This window comes from Paenilisteria newyorkensis (assembly GCF_000766145.1).
Taxonomy (GTDB): domain Bacteria; phylum Bacillota; class Bacilli; order Lactobacillales; family Listeriaceae; genus Listeria_A; species Listeria_A newyorkensis.
In genome coordinates, this window is record NZ_JNFB01000006.1 from 15,044 (window position 1) to 38,588 (window position 23,545).

The following is a 23,545-nucleotide window of genomic DNA, read 5'->3' on the forward strand; positions in this document are numbered from 1 at the left end:
CTCCCTCATCTACTAACAACAGACACCTTTGTAGGCGCCATTACGCTATGTAGAATGCTACTCTTGAGCTTCCGTTAGTTGCAGCGAAATAGCTTCCTTCTCTGCTTCTTCTGGCGGTCCCATGGTAATAAAGTCCATTAATGATGCTATCTTCATTTGTAAAATGTCGTGAATGCGCTGATGCAAACGCGGGTCCTCTTGATCCTTCCAAACAACTTCAACCAAAAAAGACCAAATATGTTCCGCTTTGATTTCACGGTACCCCATAAGTTTAAAATCTTCTACACGAATTAAAATTGCCGTTTCTAACTGATCGTACCACTCTTTGTCGGATCCCATCCTCATTCTCACACCTTCTTTTTCAAACAACATAGATTCATTTTATCTAATTATGAAGTAAATGGGAAGCATAATCTTCAAAAAAGCCAAATCTTTATTTCCAACTCGTTCACAAAACGATCGCATTCCCCATGAAAAATGTATCTTTTTTTGCTTAACGATATTTCTATATACCCACTTATCTACAAGAAAAAACAAGCCAGTACAAGGATTTTCATCCACGGCTTGTTTTTTCAAAAAGAAAACTTATTTTTTCTCCGTGTCTACTTCTGTTGTTGTTACTTCTTCAACTTCTGCTTCCACTACTTCTTCCTCAACTGCATCTGATTTCGCTAAAACAGTACGAACTGCATTGCGATCAAAAGTTAGTTCACTACCAGCACAATCAAGTACAACATTGCCATCTTCAATTGCTACGACAGTTCCGTGCAAGCCTCCGATAGTAATGATTTTATCACCTTTAGATAGACCGCTTTGCATTGCGTTTACTTCTTTTTGACGTTTTTGTTGTGGACGGATAAGCAAGAAGTAGAACAATACGATCATTAATAATAACGGTATTAACATTGCCATGTGTTTATTCAGCTCCTTTCGTTCTTATTCTATATTAGAAATTTTTCGCATTCGGGCCATTAAGACCATACTGCTCAAAAAATTCTTCCCGGAAATCAGCAAGGCGGTCGTTCATAATTGCGCCGCGAACTTGCTCCATTAAGTTTAACAGAAAATGTAGATTATGATAAGTAGTAAGCCTAATTCCAAAAGTTTCATCACAACGAATCAAATGTCGAATGTAGGCACGCGAGTAATTCTTACACGTATAGCAATCACACGCCTCATCAATCGGACGGAAATCACGCGCAAATTTGGCGTTTCGAACGACTAACCGGCCTTTACTCGTCATACATGTCCCATTTCTCGCAATACGCGTTGGAAGCACGCAATCAAACATATCAATCCCACGTATTACGCCGTCAATCAACGCATCTGGCGAACCTACACCCATCAAATAACGCGGTTTATTCGCTGGTAATAATGGCGTCGTATACTCCAACACTTCATTCATAATATCTTTCGGCTCCCCAACGGACAATCCGCCAATCGAGTAACCTGGGAAATCCATCGACACAAGATCACGCGCACTTTGCTCACGTAAATCTTTGTACGAACCACCCTGCACAATCCCAAAAAGTCCTTGGTCATGCGGACGCGCGTGCGCTTTCAAACCACGTTCTGCCCAACGAGACGTCCGCTCAATCGACTTCTTCATGTAGTCATGCGTCGCTGGATATGGCGGACATTCGTCAAACGACATCATAATATCCGATCCCAACGAGTTTTGAATTTGAATCGCTTTTTCAGGTGACAGGAACAGCTTATCTCCGTTCAAATGATTGCGGAAATGCACGCCTTCTTCCTTAATATCACGCATATCGCTCAAGCTAAACACTTGGTAACCGCCAGAATCCGTCAAAATCGCCTGATCCCAGTTCATAAATTTGTGAAGACCACCTGCTTCTTCAATCAAATCCTCACCTGGGCGTAACCACAAGTGATACGTATTGCTCAAAATAATGCCAGAACCCATTGCTTTGAGTTCCTCTGGAGACATCGTTTTAACAGTTGCAAGCGTCCCCACTGGCATAAACATTGGCGTATCAAAAGAACCGTGCGGCGTGTGAATTTTGCCGAGACGAGCGCCTGTTTGCTTATCAGTTTTTATTAGTTCATAGGTAATCGCAGCCATTTTCTACCTCTTTCTATTTGTGATATCCAAATCATAGCATATCTAAAAAAGCACTGAAAAACAAGTCTTTTCTAGTAAAAAAATAAATTAAGCGTAAATAAACATCGCATCGCCGAAACTAAAGAAGCGATATTCCTGCGCAACCGCGTGTTCATAGGCCGCCATAATTTTTTCGCGATCCGCAAGCGCACTCACTAGCATAATAAGCGTCGACTTAGGCAAATGGAAATTCGTAATCAAGGCATCCACCGCTTTAAACGCGTAACCCGGCGAAATAAAAATCTCCGTCCAACCGCTATCTTCTTGCAATTTTCCATCAAATTTCGACGCAATCGTTTCCAATGTCCGAATCGATGTCGTCCCAACCGCAACAACCTTGCCATCAGCCGCCTTCACGTCATTTAATTCTCGCGCTGCTTCCGCCGTCAAACGATAAAATTCCGAATGCATTTTGTGATTCGCCGTATCTTCCACATCCACCGGTCGGAACGTCCCCAACCCAACATGAAGCGTCAAAAATACCACTTTCACACCTTTCGCGCGCACCTGATCCAACAAATCTTCCGTGAAATGCAACCCAGCTGTTGGCGCCGCTGCAGAACCATTTTCCCGCGCAAAAACAGTTTGGTAACGATCCTGATCCGCCAATTGCTCCTTAATATACGGAGGCAAAGGCATCTCGCCCAAACGCTCTAATATCTCATAAAAAATACCACTATACTCAAATTGCAAAATACGGCCACCATGTTCCAATTCTTCCAAACAAACCGCAGAAAGTTCGCCATCACCAAACACAATACGCATCCCTTTTCGAATCCGTTTTGCTGGTTTAACAAGCGTTTCCCAAGCATCGCCTTCCGTCTGTTTCAATAACAAAACTTCAATATGCGCGCCCGTCTCCGCCTTTTCCCCGTGAAGTCGCGCCGGCAACACACGCGTATCATTCAAAACAAGCGCGTCACCCGCATGCAGATGTTCCAAAATCGCTGGAAAATGCTTGTCCTCGATGGCGCCCGTTTCCTTATTCAATAACATCAAGCGACTCGACGTCCGATCAAGCAATGGCGTCTGCGCGATTAATTCCTCTGGTAATTCAAAATCAAAATCCTCTACTCTCATTCCGACACACCTTTTCATTCACTTTTCGTTAGTCCTAAATGCTCATAAGCCGCGTCCGTCACCAGTCTCCCACGTGGCGTCCGCTGTAAAAAGCCAATCTGTAACAAATAGGGTTCTTGCATATCTTCAATCGTTTCGCGCTCCTCACCAATACTCGCCGCAATCGTATCCAGACCAACCGGCCCACCACGAAACGAGCCAATAATCGTCGCCAGTAAACGCTGATCAATCGTATCCAAACCTCGCGGATCCACCTGCAAAAGCGTCAACGCCTCACGCGCCAAACTCTCCGTCACCAAACCATCACTACGAACCTGCGCAAAATCACGCACCCGTTTTAGCAACCGATTCGCAATCCGAGGTGTCCCACGCGATCGTCTTGCAATCTCCACCGCGCCATATTTCTCCACTTCCGTATCCAAAATATCCGCCGTCCGCGTCACAATATCCGTCAACTGCTCCTCCGAATAAAATTCCAAATGATCAATCACACCAAACCGATCCCGCAAAGGCGCCGATAACTGCCCAGCACGCGTCGTCGCCCCAATCAACGTAAATGGTGGCAAATCCAAACGCACCGATCGCGCCGTAGGACCCGTCCCAATCACAATATCCAGACAATAATCCTCCATCGCCGGATATAGAATCTCCTCAATCGAGCGGTTCAATCGATGAATCTCATCAATAAACAACACATCCCCCGGCTCAAGCGTCGTCAAAATCGTCGCCAAGTCACCAGGACGCTCAATCGCAGGACCACTCGTCGTACGCATCGCGGTTCCCATTTCATTCGCAATCACCATTGCAAGCGTCGTCTTCCCAAGCCCCGGTGGCCCGTACAAAAGCACATGATCCAGCGCCTCTTCCCGCTGTTTCGCCGCCTCAATAAAAACCGCTAAATTATGCTTCACTTTTTCTTGCCCAATATATTGCGCTAAGGTCTGTGGGCGGAGACTTTTCTCGAAGGAAACTTCTTCTTGATTCACGTTTTCACCAGAAATGATGCGGTCTTCCATATCACATTCCCCTTCCTTACTTCGTCATGAGTTGCAACGCCAATTTAATATAATCATTGCTCGTCAACACTTCTTTTTCCAATTTCGGCAGTACTTTTTTGAGCTCCCGCGTGCTATAACCAAGCGCCTCGAGTGCCAAAACTGCCTCCTCAAGCGCTGGCGGTAACCCATCAGAAATGTCTTTCGTCGCCTTCTGAACCGTAATCTGATCCGCCGCCACATCCGCAAGCTTCCCTTTTAAGTCCAAAATAATCTGGCGCGCCGTCTTTTTCCCAACGCTCGGAAACTTCGTCAAATACACATCGTCCTCCGCTTCAATCGCCGAAATAAGCGGCACAGGGTCACCCGCAGCAATAATCGCCAGCGCACTTTTCGGCCCAATTCCAGAAACGCCGAGCAATTTCTTAAACAAATAGCGCTCCTCCGATGTCTGAAAACCAAACAAGGAAATATTATCCTCACGCACATGTTGATATAAATAAACCTTGGTTTCCTTACCCTCTAGACTCGAGAATGAAAAAGGATTCCCAGTAATAATTTGATAACCAATGTGACCCGTCTCAATCACAATATACTCCGGAGAAATATCCGTCACCGTACCTTTTATATATTCATACAAAGAAAATGCCCCTCCATCTAAAAATAAATTCACTCCCTCCATGATAGCATAAAAAAGAACATTTGTACTACCACAAATCATTGTTTGCGACATTTTCTCCCGTTCCTACTTGCCACAAACCAAGAAACCGCATACAATAAAAAGACGAGGTGATAATCATGTCAGAAAAAACAATCGTGACAACCCTGAAAAAATTACTAAACGCCATCGCATCCACCGGCAGCACCACAGACACATCCATGACCAACCATCACATCCATCAAAAACTAAAACAGCTAAAAAAAGAAGAAAAATAAAAAACGGCTTACCGATATCGGTCCAAACACAACAGACAGATACTGGTAAACCGTTCTTTTTTATCCCAAATGCGTAATATTCTCCGCAATCACTGCCGCAGAAGCATCAAATTGTTCCTGTTCCAACGCGTTCAATCGCAACTCAATAATTTCCTTGACCCCATCCTGCGCCAAAACGGCTGGAACTCCGATAGCAATACCACGTTTCCCGTATTCCCCATCGAGCACACAAGAAACCGCCAACGCACGGTGACTCCCGCTAAAAATATTGCGACAAATCTCCACAATCGTCCCAGCGATGCCATATTCGGTACATCCTTTTTGATGATAGATCTCAAAACCAGTATCCCGCGCTCGGTCGCCGATTTCCTTCAAATCAAATTCCGTGCCAAACTTCTCCTTGCTGTAAGCGTTGATCGACTTCCCGTACACCGACGAATGCGACCAAACAGGAAATTGCGAATCCCCATGTTCCCCTAGCACAAAAGCATCAATACTCTGCGGCGCCACGTCTAGTTGCTCCGATAACAAGCGACGCAATCTCGTCGTATCCAGCCAAACACCCGTGCCAAGCACCCGATGCCTCGGCAAACCTGAAAGTTGCCACACCTGATACGTAATAATATCTACCGGATTCGCCGCCACTAAGAAAATACCTTCAAAACCATTCGCCATCATTTCCGGAACGATATTCGCAATAATCCGCGACGTACTTTTTAGCTCATCCAGTCTCGTTTGCCCTTCTTTCAAAGCACCCGCCGTCACTGTGATGACCGCGATATCGATATCACGACAGTCCTTCGCCTCACGTACGCTGATTTTCATCATCCCATGCGTAAAAGCCGCCGCATCCGCTAAATCCTTGCGATGGCCCTCCACACGCTCTGTATTCAAGTCAACTAGCACTAATTCCTCACAAATATTCTGATTCACAAAAGCATGCGCTGCCGCCGAACCAACATTTCCAGCACCGATAATCATCACTTTTCTAGGCTTCAAATTAATCATTCCTTCCTCACACAATTCTTGCTCCCATTTTACACAGAAACAAGCAGAAAAGAAAGTAATCGATTTGTTGTAGTTCTTTGAAGCAAAGCGAATTAGAACCTCAATATGCATTCGCGATATCTTGCTTGTTTTGTGTGAAACCAAGTCTTTATAAGCCTCTGCCAGTTAAAAATCTTCATACGACGGTTTACGAGACACGCACATAATGCCCGAAATAAGCAATAACGCGCCTGGAACGATCCATAACAGTTGAATCAGAATAAATCCAGCTCCTCCGACGATGATCAGTCCAATTCCCCAAGCTTTCGGGTTCGATTTAATCATGCACGCCGCAACAATAGCAAATCCAGACATGAAAAATACTAACACGCCCATGCCCATCATGCCAAAGCTAAAAAGCCCACTCCACACATCTTCTGGCATAATTGCAGCGATACCAACCATAAAGAAACCAAATACAATCGTTACTATGGATGCAATCACACCCGTAATCCCGCCAATTAACCCCAACACAAATTCTGCTGTTCTAGTCATTAAATTCTCCTTCTTATTCACGAATTTAAAAGCCCAAAGCCTCTAAAACAAGATTACACTAATATCTGAGCGCTGTAAAGCACCTCAAAATCCATCCGCATTCGTATACACTTCCTGCACATCATCATCGTCCTCTAACGCATCGATCATCCGCTCAAATTGCTCCTTTTTATCATCTGGGACTTCATTTACAACTTGAGGAATCATCGACAATTCAGCCGTTGCAAACGCATATCCAGCCTCACTAAGCGCATCTTTCACGTCCGTAAAAGCGCTTGCCTCCGTATACACTTCAAAAGCCTCTTCGCTTATCTCCACGTCATCCGCCCCAGCCTCAATCGCCTCCAACATAAACGTGTCCTCATCCACTTCCAAGCCTTCACGCTCAATCACAATATACCCTTTGCGATTAAACATATAGGCGACACTCCCCGTTTCCCCAAGACTGCCACCATTCTTATTAAATGCCACACGCACATTGGTCGACGTCCGGTTCCGATTATCTGTCAGCGTATGTACCAAAACCGCGATACCACCAGGTCCATAACCCTCATACGTAATCTCATCATAATGTTCCCCACTCGTATTTCCAGCCGCCTTATCAATCGCCCGCTTAATATTATCGTTCGGCATATTCACAGCTTTCGCCTTATCCACCACAAGTCGCAACGATGCATTCGTAGCCACATCCGCCCCACCTTTCGCCGCCACAAAAATTTCCTTCGCTAACTTTTGAAAAACTTTCGCTCGTTTGGAGTCCTGCGCATTTTTCCGTCCTTGAATATTCTTCCACTTCGAATGTCCTGCCATAATTCCACCACACTCCCTTAAACTTATTTCTTAAAAGTCTAGCCTAGTTCCCGCGAAACTTCAATAAAAACGATAAACAAAAAATCACGCGGAACCGATTTTACCCGGTCAAGCGTGATTCGACACGTATTATTTCATTTTCACAGGAAGACGATACACATGATATGTCCCCAATTCTCGCGTTTTCCCGCCAAGTAAAGCGATTTCTTCCAACGCATTCTGGACTAATTTCGCCTCACCATCCGAAAGTAAATCAATCAAAAAGAAATACTCTCCAAGCGATGTTTTTAACGGCCGAGATTCAATTTTGCTCATATCAATATTACGCCAAGCGAACGTTGCCAACACTTTATGAAGCGCCCCCGGCATGTTATTCGGTAAAATAACGCTAACCGAAGTCTTCTCTTCTTCCCGATCAGGCAAAGCAATACGCACCGGATTTCGACTTAAAACAACAAACCGCGTCTGATTCAATTCGATATCCTGCGCATTTTCTTGAACGATTGTAAGTCCATACTCGTCAGCCGCCATATACGGCGCGATAGCCGCAACAAGCTCATCTGGATGCTTGCTTACCCATTCCGCCGCATAAGCCGTTGAAGGGGTCGTCTCGCGCTCCACACCATACAGCTCGGTTTGCAAGAACGTGTGACATTGCGCAATCGCTTGAGGATGCGACATCACTTTTTGGACAGAGTGCCAGGTAGCTTTATTATTTGGGTGAACCATGAGATGTTGCGCAATCGGGACGACAATCTCCGCCACAATCGGCACGCTCGAAATATGAAATAAATAATCTAGCGTGATATTAACCGTTCCCTCGAGCGTATTCTCAATCGGAACAACCGCCACATCCACTTTTCCCTTTTCAATCGCCATAATGCAATCTGGAATCGTTGCATAAGCGACCGCTTCCCCATTCGGAAAAGCACTAATCGCCGCTGAATGCGTGAACGTCGCAACCGGCCCCAAATAACCAATCTTCATAAAAATGCCACCCCTTTATTAATCGATGAATTCAAACTCGAAGTCAAACAGACGAATCGTTTCGCCATCTTTCGCACCACGTTTACGAAGCGCATCATCGACACCCATCGCACGCAATTGACGAGAGAAACGTTGAATCGAAGCATCACGTTCAAAATTCGTCATCGCAAATAGTCGTTCTAATTTCTCACCGCTAAGCACGTACGTACCATCCGGATCACGCGTAATCTCGAAATCAGGCGCCTCAGCTTGATATTTATAAAGAACTGTTTCCTCTTCTTCTTTTTCCAACAACTCATCAAGCGGGAATTCCGCCGTCGTTTCCAGTTTATCCGCAATCGTAAGCAACAACGGATTCAGACCTGTCTGCGTCACAGCCGAAATCGGGAAAATTGGAATCTCTTCTTTTAACTTCCCTTTAAAAATTTCTAACTGTTCGTCAGCGCCTTCTATGTCCATCTTATTCGCAACGATAATCTGCGGACGCTCCATCAAACGTAAATTATATTGTTCTAACTCGTTATTAATCGCTAAATAATCATCATACGGATCGCGACCTTCTGATGCCGACATATCAATCACGTGCACAATAACACGCGTCCGCTCAATGTGGCGCAAGAATTGATGCCCCAGACCAACACCTTGGCTAGCACCCTCAATCAAACCAGGCAAATCCGCCATAACAAAACTACGACCATCACCCGTATCGACCATTCCTAAATTCGGCACAATCGTTGTAAAATGATACGCCGCAATCTTCGGACGAGCAGCAGAAACAACAGATAGCAACGTCGATTTACCAACACTTGGGAAACCTACCAAACCAACATCTGCCAATACTTTCAACTCTAGTTGGATCGAACGCTCTTGCCCTGGTTCACCATTTTCCGATAATTCCGGAGCCGGATTCGCTGATGTCGCAAAACGTTTATTTCCACGTCCTCCACGACCCGCTTTTGCAATCACAGCCTGTTGACCATGCGCAACTAAATCCGCGATAACCTCACCTGTATCAACGTCTGATACAACCGTTCCTTGTGGTACTTTAATAATTAAATCATCCGCGCCACGTCCGTGCATACTTTTACTCATCCCATGTTCGCCACGCTCCGCTTTAAAACGGCGCTGATAACGGAAGTCAATCAATGTACGCAAACCCTCGTCTACTTCAAAAACAACATCGCCACCATTACCACCATCACCGCCAGCTGGTCCACCATTTGGAACAAACTTTTCTCGACGAAATGCAACCATTCCATCTCCACCGTCACCAGCTCTTACATATATCTTAACTTGATCTATAAACATAATCATTCTCCCGTCCAATTTTATATCATCTGTTCATTATAACGAACTTTACTTGCATAGTCATCCTTTTTCGAAAATATTTTATGGCTGGGTGATTTTTATCCATAGAAAAAGCCTAAACCCACAGGAATGGTTTAGGCTCTTCTTTCATATGTGGCGTCACGTTTGGCGCCTCCGGATCCGGCTTCAACGGCCAGACTCTCGAAAATTTCGTGCCCTCCGCAAAAACCAAGTGCGGGTTTTCACTGCGGCCCCTAACAATTTTTTTCGATTCTAACGGGCCGTTTCAGCACTTCTTTGGATCCGGCTTCAATGGCCAACTCCTCGAAAACTTCACGCCCTCCACAAAAAGCAAGAGCGGCTTTTTCCTACGGCCGCTCCAGTTTTTTCGGAGCTGAACGGGCCGTTTCAGCACTTCTTATTTAAAAGCTTGTGCCGCTTTCACTGCTTTCTTCCAGCCGCCGTATAACTCAGCGCGTTCTTCTTCTTTCATCTCAACTTCGAATTTCTTATCCAATTTCCAATGTCTCTTAATCTCATTCTTATCTTTCCAAACACCGACTGCTAATCCTGCTAAAAATGCAGCGCCAAGTACAGTTGTTTCGCGGTTTTCCGGACGTTCTACTGGAACATCCAAAATATCTGCTTGGAACTGCATTAGGAAGTCATTCGCACATGCTCCGCCATCGACATGTAGCAATTTCAACTCAATGCCTGAATCTTTTTCCATCGCATCCAATACGTCTTTTGTTTGATATGCCAACGATTCCAATGTCGCACGGATGAACTGCTCTTTTTCCGTTCCGCGAGTTAGACCAAATACCGCACCACGCACGTCAGAATCCCAATACGGCGCACCCAAACCTACAAACGCTGGTACAACGTAAACACCATCAGATGACTCAATCCGAGACGCGTAATTTTCCGAATCTCCCGAATGACGCAACATCCGCATGCCGTCACGCAACCACTGAATCGCAGAACCTGCAACGAAAATACTACCTTCTAGCGCATATTCGACTTTTCCATCAATACCCCACGCAAGCGTTGTCAACAGCCCAGTATCCGATTTAACCGCTTTATCTCCTGTATTCATTAACAAGAAACAACCCGTGCCGTACGTATTTTTCGCCTCGCCTTTTTCAAAGCAACCTTGTCCAAATAACGCCGCCTGTTGGTCACCCGCAATCCCAGCAACTGGAACCTCTTCGCCAAAGAAATGATACGGTACCGTAGTGCCATAAACCTCTGAGGATTGGCGAACTTCCGGCAACATCGCTTTTGGAATATTCAACATCTCAAGCAATTCATCGTCCCACTGCAAATCATAGATATTGTATAAAAGCGTCCGCGAAGCATTCGAATAATCCGTCACATGCGCTTTCCCACCAGTCAATTTCCAAACAAGCCACGTATCAATGGTTCCAAATAACAACTCACCATTTTCCGCACGCTCCTGCGCACCATCCACATGATCTAAAATCCAACGAGCTTTCGTTCCCGCAAAATACGCATCAATCAATAATCCCGTTTTGTCGCGAACAATATCATTGTAACCGTCCTCTTTCAGCTGGTTACAAATATCCGCCGTTTGACGAGATTGCCAAACAATCGCATTATAAACCGGATTTCCAGACTCTTTCTCCCAGACCACCGTCGTTTCACGCTGATTCGTAATACCAATCCCAGCAATGTCCTTCGATGAAATATTCGTTTTCAGTAACACGCCCGCAATAACCGCTAAAATCGAAGCCCAGATTTCGTTCGCATTATGCTCTACCCAACCCGGCTTCGGAAAAATTTGCTCGAATTCCTTCTGCTCCACACCGATAATTTCGCCCGTTTCATCTACAATCATCGCTCTTGAACTCGTCGTACCTTGATCTAATGCTAAAATATATTTTTTCTCCATCTAAAATTCCCCCTTCAAAATAAGTATGTCATTTTTTCTAATTTTGTCACGCTTTTTGCTTTTTATCAAGTTGCATGGTGAATAGTAAAATCACAAGGAATAGAGCAACAACTATCCACAGCCAAATTCCGAAATCCTCATTAACAATCGCGTTATAGCCTAATCCACCAAGCGCCCCGCCGACAATCGGTCCTAAAACCGGAACCCAAGAATACGCCCAGTCAGAGCCACCTTTTCCAGCAATCGGCCAAACGAAATGCGCGATACGAGGTCCAAGGTCACGAGCTGGATTAATCGCATAACCCGTCGTTCCACCAAGCGACATCCCGATAACAACAATCAGCCCACCGACAACCAGTGGATTCAAGCCATCCGAAAAACTATTAGCCCCAATCGATAGAAGTCCGAAAATCAGAACGAAAGTACCCAATGCCTCACCGAAAAAATTCGATGTATAATGACGGATCGCCGGCGCCGTGGAGAACACGCCTAATTTTGTAGGTTTGTCTTCCGTTTTTGCCCAATGCGGGTAGTAATGAAGCCATACCAGCGTCGCGCCGATAAAGGCTCCGATAAACTGCGCAGATATGTACGGAAAAACATCTGCCCAAGGAAATTTACCAGCTAAAGCCATACTTAATGTTACCGCCGGGTTTAAGTGAGCCAAACTCATATAACCGGACACATACACACCCATTGTAACCGCCAATCCCCAAGCAATCGTGATGACAATCCAACCACCCGATTCCGCTTTGGAACCTTTCAGCGAAACGCCAGCAACCACGCCTCCGCCAAATAACACTAGGATCATCGTACCCAGTAATTCTCCTAAAAATTGTGTGCCAATACTTGTGTCCATTTATTCCAACTCCTTTTGATTTTTTGGTCTAGACACCGCAACATAACACGCCCCTTGTTACTTATCGCCTGTAACCCTTTTCTTCATTTATTTCAAAAAAAGAATGACAACCAAAACTAAGCACCGCATAAAAGCAGACTTATAGACGTTTTGATTGTCATCTCTTCTCCTGACAAATTTATTAACTTAAAGCTATTAAACCATATCAAGAAAACGCTGTCAACCCTTTAGCCCCATAAGTTCGCTTGTGTTTTATTGCACTTGTCTATGGACTATACCCTAACAGATATGGCAGGTAAACATGATTTTCATGGAAAAATAACGAGAGTGTGGTTTGGAAGTATCATCTAGTAATATAATATGGATTAAAGGCTCCCTTTGTCAGAACGCTCCTACAAAAAGAGACCCCTCAATAGAAGGATCCCTTTAACATATTATGCTTCTTGTGCTACTGGATAAACACTAACTTTTTTCTTGTCGCGACCCATACGTTCAAAACGTACGATGCCGTCTGCTTTAGCGAAAAGAGTATCGTCGCCGCCGCGTCCAACGTTAGTTCCAGGATAAATTTTTGTCCCACGTTGACGGTAAAGGATAGACCCACCAGTCACGAATTGGCCATCAGCGCGTTTAGCACCTAAGCGTTTCGACTCGGAGTCACGTCCATTGGATGTAGAACCACCGCCTTTTTTATGGGCAAAATGTTGAATATCAAATTTTAACATGAAAATTCCACCTCCTACTTTTTGGAGTTAATCGTAATATAATCAGGATAGCTATACGCTAAAGATATCAATTGATGCTCCATGCCTTCCAGCAAGATTTGAACATCCTCACTAGCTCCTAATTCTTCAGGGACAGAATAATAAAGATAACCATCATCCTCTTCCATCACAGGTTCGACTCCCATTCTTTCACTAATCGCATTTACCATGCCAAAAGCAATCGAAGTAGCCCCTGCACACACTAAATCAGCACCTTGTTCGGCGAAATTTGCGTGTCCATCCATCTCAAAAGCAACGATTCGTTCCTCATGCCGAATAAAATCTACATGAATCATACGTATCATCCCCTTTACAAATTAAGCGTTGATTGCATCAATCGTTAATTTTGTATAAGGTTGACGATGACCTTGTTTTTTGTGATAGTTCTTTTTAGGCTTATATTTGAAAACAGTCAATTTCTTAGCGCGACCTTGTTTTTCAACTTTTGCTGTAACTGTTGCGCCTTCCACGAATGGAGCCCCAACTTTAACAGCGTCACCACCAACAAAAACGACTTTGTCAAATGTTACCACATCACCAACTTCACCTGCTAATTTCTCAACATAGATCTCTTGGCCAGCTTCAACTTTAACTTGTTTTCCACCTGTTTCAATAATTGCGTACATACTTGCACCTCCTCATATACTTAGACTCGCCATCATGAGGGGATTGTTAGAAAACAATGCTTGACCCTATTCTGAGCGGTTGTAGCATGGTGCGCTACAAACATAACATTAGAATGATACCATAGAAAGAAAGCCTGTGTCAACAACTATTATCAGTGCTCCACCTGCGATATCCGATAAAACGGCCGCACTTCATCCGCAATCATCCAATCAATATCTCCATCAAATGAAATTTCATCCAAAAAAGCATCCATGACATCCATCGTCACCGTCACAGCAACATACGACGGATCACTTGCAAAAACGCCTCTAAGCTCTCGCTCCATCTGATAAATAAGCGTCTGAACAGAAGATACATACCCACTTCCTTCACAAGTAGGACACATGCATTGCATTTCCTCAAGAAGTGATTTCTGTCGTTTGCGTCGCGTCAATTGCATCAAGCCATTCTCAGAAAGCCCCTCCACACGAACCGTTGTTGTATCTAAAGAAGCCACTTCTTGCATTTGTTCCTGCAAACTATCTAATTGAGCTCGACTCATCCCACCAATAAAATCAACTAAAATAAAGCCACTCATGTTTCGCAATTTCATTTGACGACCGATTTCTTCAATCACCGCCAGATTAACATCAAACGCAACTTCATCCACTTCTTTTTTCGATTTATAATTACCCGAGTTTACATCAATCACCCACATAGCCTCGGTTTTCTCGATAACGATCGAAGCACCATTTTTTAAGAATACAGTCGGGCGCAACAACCGATTAATCGCCACTTCAAGATTATAGGCAGAGAAAATCCCGCCCTTTTCACGAAAAAGCGACACATTAGAAAATTGCGTTTTCAGACTACTATAAAGTGTAGCATCATCACAAATAATCTCTGTCTGTTCGTCCAGAAGCGGATTACTATGCAACATTGTTGGGATATTAACCATCGCTTCTTGAATTTTCCGATTAGCCCCTTTAGCTCGAGTCATAAGTTCTTCCATTTCACACCTAGCTTGTACAAGATTTTCTTTTATTTCGTCAGGGCTAACATCAACCGCCGCCGAACGGAGAATAACTCCTTCGTTATCTAGTAAAAGCGGCGCTACCAGTTGCTGTAATCGAACTTTATCTACTTCTTTTATTTTCTTGGATATCGCTAAAAACGGTTTCCCGTAGCTGTACACCACAGAACCACAAGACACTTCAATCATGGCTGTGAGTAGCGGAGCCTTCGTTACGCTTCCTTCCCGCTTTACTTGCACCATTAATTTCAGCCCTTCATGCAGGCGATATGAATCCGGAATATCCTGCAGATGAATAAACGCATTCTCCTTGTAGCCTATATTTACAAACGCAGCGTTGATTTTTTTGTTTATTTTTGTAACCGTTCCTAAGTAAATATCCGATACTTTGGGCTCCGTAGTTGGCCTGATAATATCCAATCCCACTAAAACCTTATCTTCTAAAAAAGCCACCCTTTTTTCTTTCCCCATAGCGTTAATAACAATTCTCAATGCCATGCCTCCCAGACACAATATTTTTTAATATTTCTATACCACACTGCCAGGGATGTTCTAGATACTTCATATTTATCTGCTAGCGCTTGCTGGTCAAAATCCTTTAACTCTGGGTATCGATTCGCAATAACAGCATATTCCGCAGCACCAACAATCGATTTAAAATCCACATTCTTTTTAAATGTATTCGGGTATGCATCAAAAAAGTTTCTCAACAAGCCTTGTATCTCAGCACCCACACTAACATCATAGCGTCCCACTGCTAATTGTGAATACATCCATACTTCTGGCATATCAAACACAATTTCATTTACATCTATCGTAGATTCTTCCATCGAAGCACTGATTGTTTTTTCCCAAGCTAATATCTCACTTTTTTTAACACTGTACGCTTTAGTAAGCACTTCCATAAACTTTTGTCTATCGGCAGGCATTAAAAACATATAGTTCGCCGTGGCAACAACTGCTCTTATTTCGTCATCCGACAACACTTCTACATGTGTCATAACATGATTAATAATTTCAAAATTGGTCTGTTCATCCTGTTTTTCGATTGGCACAGGATTCCTATCTCTATACTGTTCTATAATTTTATGTGTATCTTCTGGTTTCCATCCATCCATAAAAATTCCTCCTGTAGCAAAAAAGCTGGTTATTGACGAGAGGCATCAACGTCCCCATCAATAAATCCAACTTTTATTATCTGTCTAATCAATTACCACCAAATAAGATTTTTAAGCGACTAAAGAATCCTTGTTTCTGTTCGTCAATCGACATCAATGGAATAGATTCACCAAGCAGTCTACGGGCAATATTCCGATACCCGATACTTGCTTTATTGCTCGCTTGCATAGAGACTGGCTCACCGCTGTTAGAAGAACGAATAACCTCATCATCATCAATAATGATACCAATCAACTCGATAGACAAATGCGTCGTAATCTCATCAATATCCATTACATCACCATTTCGCATCATTTGTGTCCGAATACGATTAATAATCAACTTAGGCGCCTCAATGTCCTCTTGTTCTAGCAAACCAATAATCCGATCCGCATCACGAACAGCTGAAATCTCAGGTGTCGTCACAACTAATGCACGATCCGCACCAGCAACCGCATTCTTATACCCCTGCTCAATTCCAGCCGGGCAATCAATAAGAATAAAATCATAATCAGGCTTCATCTGCGCAATTAACGCTTTCATCTGTTGGCCTGTAACCGCACTCTTATCCGTTGTTTGCGCTGCTGGTAATAAAAACAACAAATCCTCAAATCGCTTGTCCTTTATAACTGCCTGATGCAATTTACAACGACCCTCCACAACATCTACAAGGTCATAAATAATTCGATTTTCTAAACCTAAAACAACATCGAGATTTCGAAGTCCTATATCCATATCGACTAAGCACACTTTCTTGCCTTGCAATGCAAGCGCTGTACCAAGGTTGGCCGTTGTAGTCGTCTTGCCAACGCCACCTTTTCCTGAAGTTATAACTATAGCCTCACCCATGATTATTGTCCTCCTTGAAAATTAGAAATTTCTGGTCTAATTTTTCTTAAAATGTGTAAACTATCAATCGCCAGTTTACCTTTACCATCTATATATGCAGTCAGAATATTCTCTTCCACCCGACCTTTATTTTCCTCATCATCAAATCCACGAATCTCACCGGCAATTCTAATTTGCGATGGATACTGGAATTTTCCAGTAACAACTGCTTTTGAATCCCCCTCAAAACCCGCATGAATAATGCCTTTTACATTCCCAAGAATAAAAATATTACCCGTTGCGCGAATGGAACCACCTGGATTAACATCTCCAACAAGTAATAAATCACCTGGCACATTAATTACTTGACCAGACCGAACCACTGTAGCCAGTGAAAAAATCTGCTCTTCTTCCTTCCATTTCTTTGCATCCTGTTTACTCATAACGTTGCTTGTAAAGCCACGAACTTCCATAGCACTATTTTCCTGAATAATAGTCCTGATACTCTGTTCTTCATCTTCTGTAAAAAGGCGATTCCCTATATGTACTTGAACAGTCAACTTTTGATCTTGAGATACTATTTTTTGCTGTTCCTTAAGGTGTTGCATTAATCCTTCTTCCAGTTCGACAATACTCGCTACATCACTCAAAAAAATGCTTATACCATCTTTCGTCCCTTTTATTTGGACATATTTTTTCAACTTACCTTCACCTCACAGCCATATATTTAGTATACACTAGAATTCAAAAGATTACTCCTCCATCATAATAAAACTATATCAGTCTGTAAAGCCCTTTTCAGTAAGTAAAATTACATTACTGAGTACGCATTCCAAATACATACAAGCAAACAGACTGATATCGACTTTCATTCTATTTATCTTCCATCGCTTCTCTTTAGTTTCAATAAAAAGCTTCTGAATGGGAAATACATAACTAAAAAGAAAGCTAGATTTAACAAAATCGTTGTCCATAAACGTTGATCCACAAAGGAAGCTAATGTCATATCGGTTCCACCAATAAGAACATAAAAACCGTACACCAAGCACTCTGTTAGAATCACATTAAAAACAGTTACAAGTCCCACCAACATAATATTACTTTGCAGAACTTTCATAAATTTATCCGTCAAATATACAACTAAAGGAAATATAGCGAAGTAAATCCCTAAAATCCCAGTGTAATAAATATCGAATACCATTCCAAGTACGAAAGCATAGATTAATGTAGTATTTCTACTATAAAAAGTGGTCATCAAAACGAGCATTACAATAAGAAAGTGTGGGATAAAAAATCGTTGTTCACCAAAGAACGCTTGACTAAACAACATGCTAGAGACACCTTCTAAAATAAAAATCGCGATTGCAATAAGTGGCATTACAACTACTTTTCTCATATTCATCAGGAGCCAGATCCTTCCGAATCATCGCCTTCCAATGTACGTTTCAATACAATGACATGACTCAAATCATATAAATCAGCACCAGGCTTCACAAGCGCAGTCTGAGATAACCCCATTTTATCAGTCTCCACTTTTTCAATTGTCCCAATAAAAATGTCAGATGGGAAAATTCCGCCTAAACCAGATGTGACTACCTTTTCGCCTTTAGTAAACTTCTGGTCTACTGGCAACTGCTTCATTTCTAAAAGTCTTTGTTCCGCATCATAGCCATTGATAATACCATAGGCTGCCGCTTTTCCTTGTACTATAGCAGAAATCCTATTCCTGTCATCCGTAGAACTAAGTAATTTCACTGTCGAAGATTTAGCACCAGTCTTAGTGACCTTTCCAATCATTCCCTCGGGGGTACGAACTGCCATATTAGGCTGCACTCCATCAACAGATCCCTTGTCAATTTGGATTTGTGTATTCCAGTTATCTGGGTTTCTTGAAATGACCGTCGCATTGATTGGCTCGTAATCGCTAAGATCCGCTTCAATGTCTAGTGATTTCTTTAGCTCTGCATTTTCTTTAGTTAAATCTGATACTTTACTTTCAAGTTGTGCCAATTCTTCTAAACGTTTTTTTAAATGCTCGTTCTCTGTGTATGTGTTTCTTAAGTCTTTTGCACCATCAAAAAAACCTGCAACAAAGCCAACTGGTTTAGAGACAATATTTTCTCCAAATCCCGCAACATCTTTCACAAATTGCTCTGGCCATGATGCTTTACTTTTCCCACTCAGTGAATATCCTACCAATGCTACTAAAACAATAATGGATATCAACAAGATAATTAAACGTTTATTTAAGAAAAACTGTGGCATAATGAACACCTCATCTCGTCAATCCTCTTCTTTTACAACTGTGCAATAGGTTCCAAAAATCCACCCAAAAATAAGTAAGCTTACATTAGTTCATTTTTTTCTTTTTGTATAGATCCATGTTTTCTAGTGACTTACCTGTTCCAATTGCAACACAATCAAGTGGATTTTCAGCAATGATTACTGGCATTTTGGTTTCTTCTGCAATAGCTGAATCCAAATTACGAAGAAGCGCTCCACCACCAGTTAGAACAATACCCTTATCCATGATATCCGCCGAAAGTTCAGGAGGTGTACTTTCCAAAGTGCTCTTCACAGCATCGATAATCGAAGCAACCGTATCGGCTAATGCCTCGCTTATTTCTTCAGGTGAGATTTCAATTGTTTTTGGTAAGCCTGTCACCAAATCGCGACCTCGGATGCTAAATGGTTCCAAGCCAAGATTAACAGGATCAGCAGAACCAATCTCCATTTTAATGGTTTCGGCAGTACGATCACCTATTAATAGATTATACTTCTTACGGATGAAATTAATAATGGCATCATCCATGTCGTCTCCAGCAGTTCGCTCTGAACGGCTAGTTACGATACCACCAAGTGATATAACAGCAACTTCTGTTGTTCCACCACCAATATCAACAACCATACTACCTGTTGGATCCCACACAGGTAAGCCAGCCCCAATTGCAGCTGCAAACGGCTCCTCAATAGTGTAGGCTTCCTTCGCACCAGCTTGACGTGTAGCATCTGTAACAGCGCGTTTTTCAACACCTGTTATTCCAGATGGAACGCAGATCATAACGCGTGGCTTACTCGCACTTGAGCCCTTACTCGCTTTTTGAATATAATATTTCATCATTGCTGCTGTTGTATCGTAGTCAGCAATAACGCCATCTTTCATCGGGCGAATAGCGACAATATTCCCTGGCGTTCTACCAATCATATTTTTCGCCTCACTACCAACTGCAACAATTTCCTGTGTATCTTTCTTCATTGCTACAACAGATGGTTCTCTTAAAACAATACTCTTACCTTTCATGTATACTAAAGTGTTTGCAGTTCCCAAGTCGATCCCAATATCTTTATTACCAAATCCAAACATTTATTAATCTCCTTTTCTCTTCTTAATTATCACTTTGTTCATGATTGCTGTCTCTCTATTAACTTATTAGTTCTTAAATTCCCAGCCCCAAAGTATTGTCTTTTAATAATCAGGTATGCTGATATCCCTTGATGTTTTATGTAAAAACAGATACACATAAACAACCATCTTATTATAACATAACTAAGAAGAACAGACATTAATTTTTGATGAGATACTTGAAATATTTATCTTTTCTTTAGAAATAGCCTTCTTGCTTTAAACTTGTGAACGTATTATTGCCAATTATGATGTGATCGATTAATGGAATTCCTAGTAAATCCCCAGCTTTTTTTAGCCGTTTTGTCACAGTGATGTCTTGACTTGACGGACTCGCATCACCTGAAGGATGGTTATGAAAACACATGACGCTTGCCGCAGAATACTTCATTGCCTGTTTGAAAATTTCTCTTGGATGAACCACGCTACTATTTAAACTTCCAATAAATATCGTCTCTCGGTGGACTAATCTGTTCCTAGTACTCAAAAAAACGCAGTGAAAATGCTCTTGTGACAGCATGCTCATTTCTTGCATCACTAAATCTGCACCATCTTGTGGCCCTCTAATTACTGGACATGTATTTACCTTTTGTTGTCCTATCCGCTTACTAATCTCAATTGCAGCCAGTACTTTCGCAGCTTTAGCAAGACCGATCCCATTTATTTCTGTTAACTCTTGCAAGGTTGCTTCTCTCATATCTGCTATCTCTGAATACTTTGCAATTACTTTGTTAGCCAAATCTACGACAGACTCCGTTCGACTACCCGTTTCAAGAATAATCGCGAACAATTCAATGTTAGATAGACTCGATACTCCTTTTTTTTGGAGTCGTTCACGAGGCTTTTCTGTGTCAGACATCTCTCTTATAAACATGTGCTTCTCCTCCTTTTAATTATACAGAACAAACTCCCAGAAAAAATCATTGACAAATGGACATAGCAAAAAACCAATCAGTATAAACGGAACAAATGGTATTCGCTTCTTTCTCATCCCTCTCTGAAATATAGTGACTATCCCAATTAAAATGGCTCCAGAGAACACGGCAATAATAAAGATAAATAAAGCTTCCTTCAAACTCAATAAAAAACAAAGCAATATTAGTAATTTTATATCTCCAAAGCCAAAGCCCTTTCTAACAAATAAATATATCCCAACAAACACTGCTGTGCCTATGATTAATTGGTACATATGTTGCAAAAGAACAGAGAAATCAATATACCCGTAATAGCTGGCACAACTAAAAAAGTAAACAAATAAAAACATGTTTGGTATATGCAAATAATATACATCGCTCACATACAGGATTAGTAATAGCGAAAATATAAAAATATAGAGATAAAATGAGCTTTCAAATCCATATACACTGTAGAGAATGCAGACAAATATAGGCGATAGTATTTCCACGATAAAGTAACTCCAACTCATAGGCTGATTGCAACACCCCGTACGCCCTTTGAGAAGGACAAACGAAGCAATAGGCAACATACGGGTGAGCTGTAGCTTTTCCCCGCAATAATCACATTCCGAAGATATTCTACGTAAAAATGGCTTTCGTAATGGATAATTCATGCCCACAACATGTAAAAAGGATGCTAAGACTAAGCTATAGACAGATAAGATAAAATAAATCATGCGACACCTCCAACTTCTTGGACACAAATATAGCATGATAAAATTTGACTGTCATATTGCCAAAATAGTTTTTTCATGTAGAATTGTAGCTAAAAATACAGATTTAGCCTAAGAACAAAATACGATTTTCGAGAAAAAAAGAAGCCCAAAATACTTTTATGTACAATTTACACGCATCAAAAATAATTATAAAATAACAAAAAAGACCCTTTAACTAGAGTCTCCCTTGTCTTAATAATGCAATAGTACTTTCCTAACTTCTGAGATAAAGTAGAGCGAACCTGTAACTAAGATGACCTCTTCTTCTCTTCTAGCTATCCAGTTACTAAGCATATCCTCCCAGTTCTCAACGGAAATAATATTATTGGCAATCGCGATTTGCTCTATCTCACCTTTAGTCAGTGCTCGAGGATAATCAAATGTGGTAAGGTAAATCTGTACATTTTCGATATCGTTTAGCAAAGAAATCATCTCAGTAAATTCTTTATCTTTCATTGCCGTGAACAGCACCTTTACAGGAACACTTTTGAATTTTTTTGCTGATTGGACCAATACTTTCATTCCTTCAAGGTTATGCGCGCCGTCTAAAAACACGATTGGATTATCATGTATTTGCTCCATCCGACCAGGCCATTTTGCTATTTTTAAACCATTTTTGATATTCTCATCTGTCATACTAAATTGTTGCTCTTTAAGTAATTCTGCTACCCTTATCGCAACTGCAGCATTATTTAATTGATGATCACCTATCAACCCGACCTCTATCTCCAGTATTTTTCGATTTGCCAGTTGATAAGTAAATAGTCCATCTGCCTGCTTCTGTGAAAAGAAATCAGTCCCTAGTTGGTATAGACCAGATTGACATTCCTTTGCTTTTACCGCGTACAATGCACGTATTTCTGGCTGTATCACACCGCTCACAATGGGGATCTGCCTTTTGAAAATACCCGCTTTTTCCATGGCGATACTTTGAAGTGAATTACCTAGAAATTCCATGTGATCCATACCTATCGTTGTAACAACAGAGACTAATGGTGTAATGACATTCGTGGAATCCAATCTACCTCCTAATCCGACTTCTATAACGCCAATATCGATGGTGTCATAATCAGCAAAATAAAGAAACATCATAGTCGTAATAATTTCAAATTCAGATGGATGACCCATCTCAGTTTGAGCTAGCTCGTCAGCCAGAGGTTTTATTCGATCACATAGTAGGACAATTTTTTCATCTTCAATAGGTTTACCATTGACACTAATTCGTTCGTTAAAGGTCTCGATATAAGGCGATGTGAACGTGCCAACCCGATATCCAGATTGTTCCAAAATATTACGAAGAAAAGTTAATGTTGATCCTTTTCCATTTGTTCCAGCAATGTGTACCCACTTATTTTTATTTTCTGGATTATCCAGCTTAGCAAGCATCCACTCCATCCGCATAAGTCCTGGCTTAATTCCCATACGTAGTGTTCCGTGTATCCATTCTAAAGCCTCTGTATAGCTTTTAAAACTCATATGCGCCATCTCTCCCCTATACTAAAAATCAGACCTCCTGCAAAAATACGT

At 42.0% G+C, this 23,545-nt stretch carries 27 protein-coding genes and 1 other annotated feature; of the genes, 1 reads left to right on the plus strand and 26 read right to left on the minus strand.

Annotated elements, in window-relative coordinates:
* Window positions 1-57: 57 nt before the first annotated feature.
* From EP58_RS02075 to ruvA, 6 genes are all read right to left on the minus strand, one after another.
* Window positions 58-339 carry a post-transcriptional regulator gene (locus EP58_RS02075; RefSeq protein ID WP_036089583.1) on the minus strand — a complete coding sequence of 94 codons (282 nt, stop codon included), beginning with the start codon at window positions 337-339 and terminating at the stop codon, window positions 58-60.
* A 246-nt stretch (window positions 340-585) separates the two neighbouring features.
* Window positions 586-912, minus strand: a complete 327-nt coding sequence (gene yajC / locus EP58_RS02080) for a preprotein translocase subunit YajC (RefSeq protein WP_052165054.1) — start codon at window positions 910-912, stop codon at window positions 586-588.
* Window positions 913-946: 34 nt separating this feature from the next.
* Window positions 947-2,086: a tRNA guanosine(34) transglycosylase Tgt gene (gene tgt / locus EP58_RS02085; RefSeq protein ID WP_036089440.1), complete on the minus strand. Its 1,140-nt coding sequence runs from the start codon at window positions 2,084-2,086 to the stop codon at window positions 947-949.
* An 87-nt stretch (window positions 2,087-2,173) separates the two neighbouring features.
* Window positions 2,174-3,205, minus strand: coding sequence for a tRNA preQ1(34) S-adenosylmethionine ribosyltransferase-isomerase QueA (gene queA / locus EP58_RS02090; RefSeq protein ID WP_036089442.1), 1,032 nt, complete (start codon window positions 3,203-3,205; stop codon window positions 2,174-2,176).
* Between the two features lie 14 nt (window positions 3,206-3,219).
* Window positions 3,220-4,221 carry a Holliday junction branch migration DNA helicase RuvB gene (gene ruvB / locus EP58_RS02095; protein WP_036089444.1) on the minus strand — a complete coding sequence of 334 codons (1,002 nt, stop codon included), beginning with the start codon at window positions 4,219-4,221 and terminating at the stop codon, window positions 3,220-3,222.
* Window positions 4,222-4,237: 16 nt separating this feature from the next.
* Window positions 4,238-4,840, minus strand: a complete 603-nt coding sequence (ruvA, locus tag EP58_RS02100) for a Holliday junction branch migration protein RuvA (RefSeq protein WP_036079740.1) — start codon at window positions 4,838-4,840, stop codon at window positions 4,238-4,240.
* A 158-nt stretch (window positions 4,841-4,998) separates the two neighbouring features.
* Here ruvA and EP58_RS17415 point away from each other — a divergent pair, with 158 nt between their 5' ends.
* Entirely contained in the window at window positions 4,999-5,136 is a 138-nt protein-coding gene (locus EP58_RS17415) for a hypothetical protein (protein ID WP_156110610.1), read from the plus strand.
* 60 nt (window positions 5,137-5,196) lie between these two features.
* Here the strand turns inward: EP58_RS17415 and EP58_RS02105 are convergent, their stop codons facing one another.
* From EP58_RS02105 to EP58_RS02200, 20 genes are all read right to left on the minus strand, one after another.
* Window positions 5,197-6,135, minus strand: coding sequence for an L-lactate dehydrogenase (locus EP58_RS02105; RefSeq protein ID WP_036089586.1), 939 nt, complete (start codon window positions 6,133-6,135; stop codon window positions 5,197-5,199).
* Between the two features lie 174 nt (window positions 6,136-6,309).
* A complete protein-coding gene (locus EP58_RS02110; RefSeq protein WP_036089451.1) occupies window positions 6,310-6,678 on the minus strand; it encodes a DUF4064 domain-containing protein in 369 nt (122 codons plus the stop codon).
* A gap of 84 nt (window positions 6,679-6,762) precedes the next feature.
* A complete protein-coding gene (locus EP58_RS02115) occupies window positions 6,763-7,488 on the minus strand; it encodes a YebC/PmpR family DNA-binding transcriptional regulator (protein WP_036089453.1) in 726 nt (241 codons plus the stop codon).
* A gap of 129 nt (window positions 7,489-7,617) precedes the next feature.
* The gene (gene pheA / locus EP58_RS02120) at window positions 7,618-8,475 is read right to left on the minus strand and encodes a prephenate dehydratase (protein WP_036089455.1); all 858 of its coding nucleotides are present in this window, start codon (window positions 8,473-8,475) and stop codon (window positions 7,618-7,620) included.
* A gap of 18 nt (window positions 8,476-8,493) precedes the next feature.
* The gene (gene obgE, locus EP58_RS02125) at window positions 8,494-9,783 is read right to left on the minus strand and encodes a GTPase ObgE (protein WP_036089458.1); all 1,290 of its coding nucleotides are present in this window, start codon (window positions 9,781-9,783) and stop codon (window positions 8,494-8,496) included.
* A 418-nt stretch (window positions 9,784-10,201) separates the two neighbouring features.
* Window positions 10,202-11,695 (minus strand): glycerol kinase GlpK, encoded by a 1,494-nt coding sequence (gene glpK / locus EP58_RS02130; protein ID WP_036089459.1) that lies wholly within the window; start codon window positions 11,693-11,695, stop codon window positions 10,202-10,204.
* A 46-nt stretch (window positions 11,696-11,741) separates the two neighbouring features.
* A complete protein-coding gene (locus tag EP58_RS02135) occupies window positions 11,742-12,554 on the minus strand; it encodes an MIP/aquaporin family protein (RefSeq protein ID WP_036089461.1) in 813 nt (270 codons plus the stop codon).
* Window positions 12,555-12,988: 434 nt separating this feature from the next.
* Entirely contained in the window at window positions 12,989-13,279 is a 291-nt protein-coding gene (gene rpmA / locus EP58_RS02140; protein ID WP_036066768.1) for a 50S ribosomal protein L27, read from the minus strand.
* A 14-nt stretch (window positions 13,280-13,293) separates the two neighbouring features.
* Window positions 13,294-13,614, minus strand: a complete 321-nt coding sequence (locus EP58_RS02145; protein WP_036089462.1) for a ribosomal-processing cysteine protease Prp — start codon at window positions 13,612-13,614, stop codon at window positions 13,294-13,296.
* 21 nt (window positions 13,615-13,635) lie between these two features.
* Window positions 13,636-13,944: a 50S ribosomal protein L21 gene (gene rplU / locus EP58_RS02150; RefSeq protein WP_036066764.1), complete on the minus strand. Its 309-nt coding sequence runs from the start codon at window positions 13,942-13,944 to the stop codon at window positions 13,636-13,638.
* A gap of 12 nt (window positions 13,945-13,956) precedes the next feature.
* Window positions 13,957-14,035, minus strand: a sequence feature (ribosomal protein L21 leader region).
* Window positions 14,036-14,096: 61 nt separating this feature from the next.
* Window positions 14,097-15,449 carry a ribonuclease E/G gene (locus EP58_RS02155; RefSeq protein ID WP_052171326.1) on the minus strand — a complete coding sequence of 451 codons (1,353 nt, stop codon included), beginning with the start codon at window positions 15,447-15,449 and terminating at the stop codon, window positions 14,097-14,099.
* On the minus strand, window positions 15,446-16,075 hold the full coding sequence (locus EP58_RS02160; RefSeq protein ID WP_036089468.1) for a hypothetical protein: 630 nt from the start codon (window positions 16,073-16,075) through the stop codon (window positions 15,446-15,448). Before EP58_RS02160 ends, EP58_RS02155 begins: the two co-directional genes overlap by 4 nt.
* Before the next feature lie 88 nt (window positions 16,076-16,163).
* On the minus strand, window positions 16,164-16,964 hold the full coding sequence (gene minD / locus EP58_RS02165; protein ID WP_036089470.1) for a septum site-determining protein MinD: 801 nt from the start codon (window positions 16,962-16,964) through the stop codon (window positions 16,164-16,166).
* 2 nt (window positions 16,965-16,966) lie between these two features.
* On the minus strand, window positions 16,967-17,644 hold the full coding sequence (gene minC, locus EP58_RS02170; RefSeq protein WP_036089471.1) for a septum site-determining protein MinC: 678 nt from the start codon (window positions 17,642-17,644) through the stop codon (window positions 16,967-16,969).
* 176 nt (window positions 17,645-17,820) lie between these two features.
* A complete protein-coding gene (gene mreD / locus EP58_RS02175; protein ID WP_036089472.1) occupies window positions 17,821-18,345 on the minus strand; it encodes a rod shape-determining protein MreD in 525 nt (174 codons plus the stop codon).
* Complete coding sequence (gene mreC, locus EP58_RS02180; RefSeq protein ID WP_036089477.1) at window positions 18,345-19,208, minus strand: rod shape-determining protein MreC; 864 nt, start codon at window positions 19,206-19,208, stop codon at window positions 18,345-18,347. Before mreC ends, mreD begins: the two co-directional genes overlap by 1 nt.
* 85 nt (window positions 19,209-19,293) lie before the next feature.
* Window positions 19,294-20,307 carry a rod shape-determining protein gene (locus EP58_RS02185; RefSeq protein WP_036089479.1) on the minus strand — a complete coding sequence of 338 codons (1,014 nt, stop codon included), beginning with the start codon at window positions 20,305-20,307 and terminating at the stop codon, window positions 19,294-19,296.
* A 238-nt stretch (window positions 20,308-20,545) separates the two neighbouring features.
* Window positions 20,546-21,220 (minus strand): RadC family protein, encoded by a 675-nt coding sequence (gene radC, locus EP58_RS02190; protein WP_036089483.1) that lies wholly within the window; start codon window positions 21,218-21,220, stop codon window positions 20,546-20,548.
* A 15-nt stretch (window positions 21,221-21,235) separates the two neighbouring features.
* On the minus strand, window positions 21,236-21,979 hold the full coding sequence (locus EP58_RS02195) for a prepilin peptidase (protein ID WP_036089485.1): 744 nt from the start codon (window positions 21,977-21,979) through the stop codon (window positions 21,236-21,238).
* Window positions 21,980-22,210: 231 nt separating this feature from the next.
* Entirely contained in the window at window positions 22,211-23,494 is a 1,284-nt protein-coding gene (locus tag EP58_RS02200) for a bifunctional folylpolyglutamate synthase/dihydrofolate synthase (RefSeq protein ID WP_036089589.1), read from the minus strand.
* Window positions 23,495-23,545 lie beyond the last annotated feature (51 nt).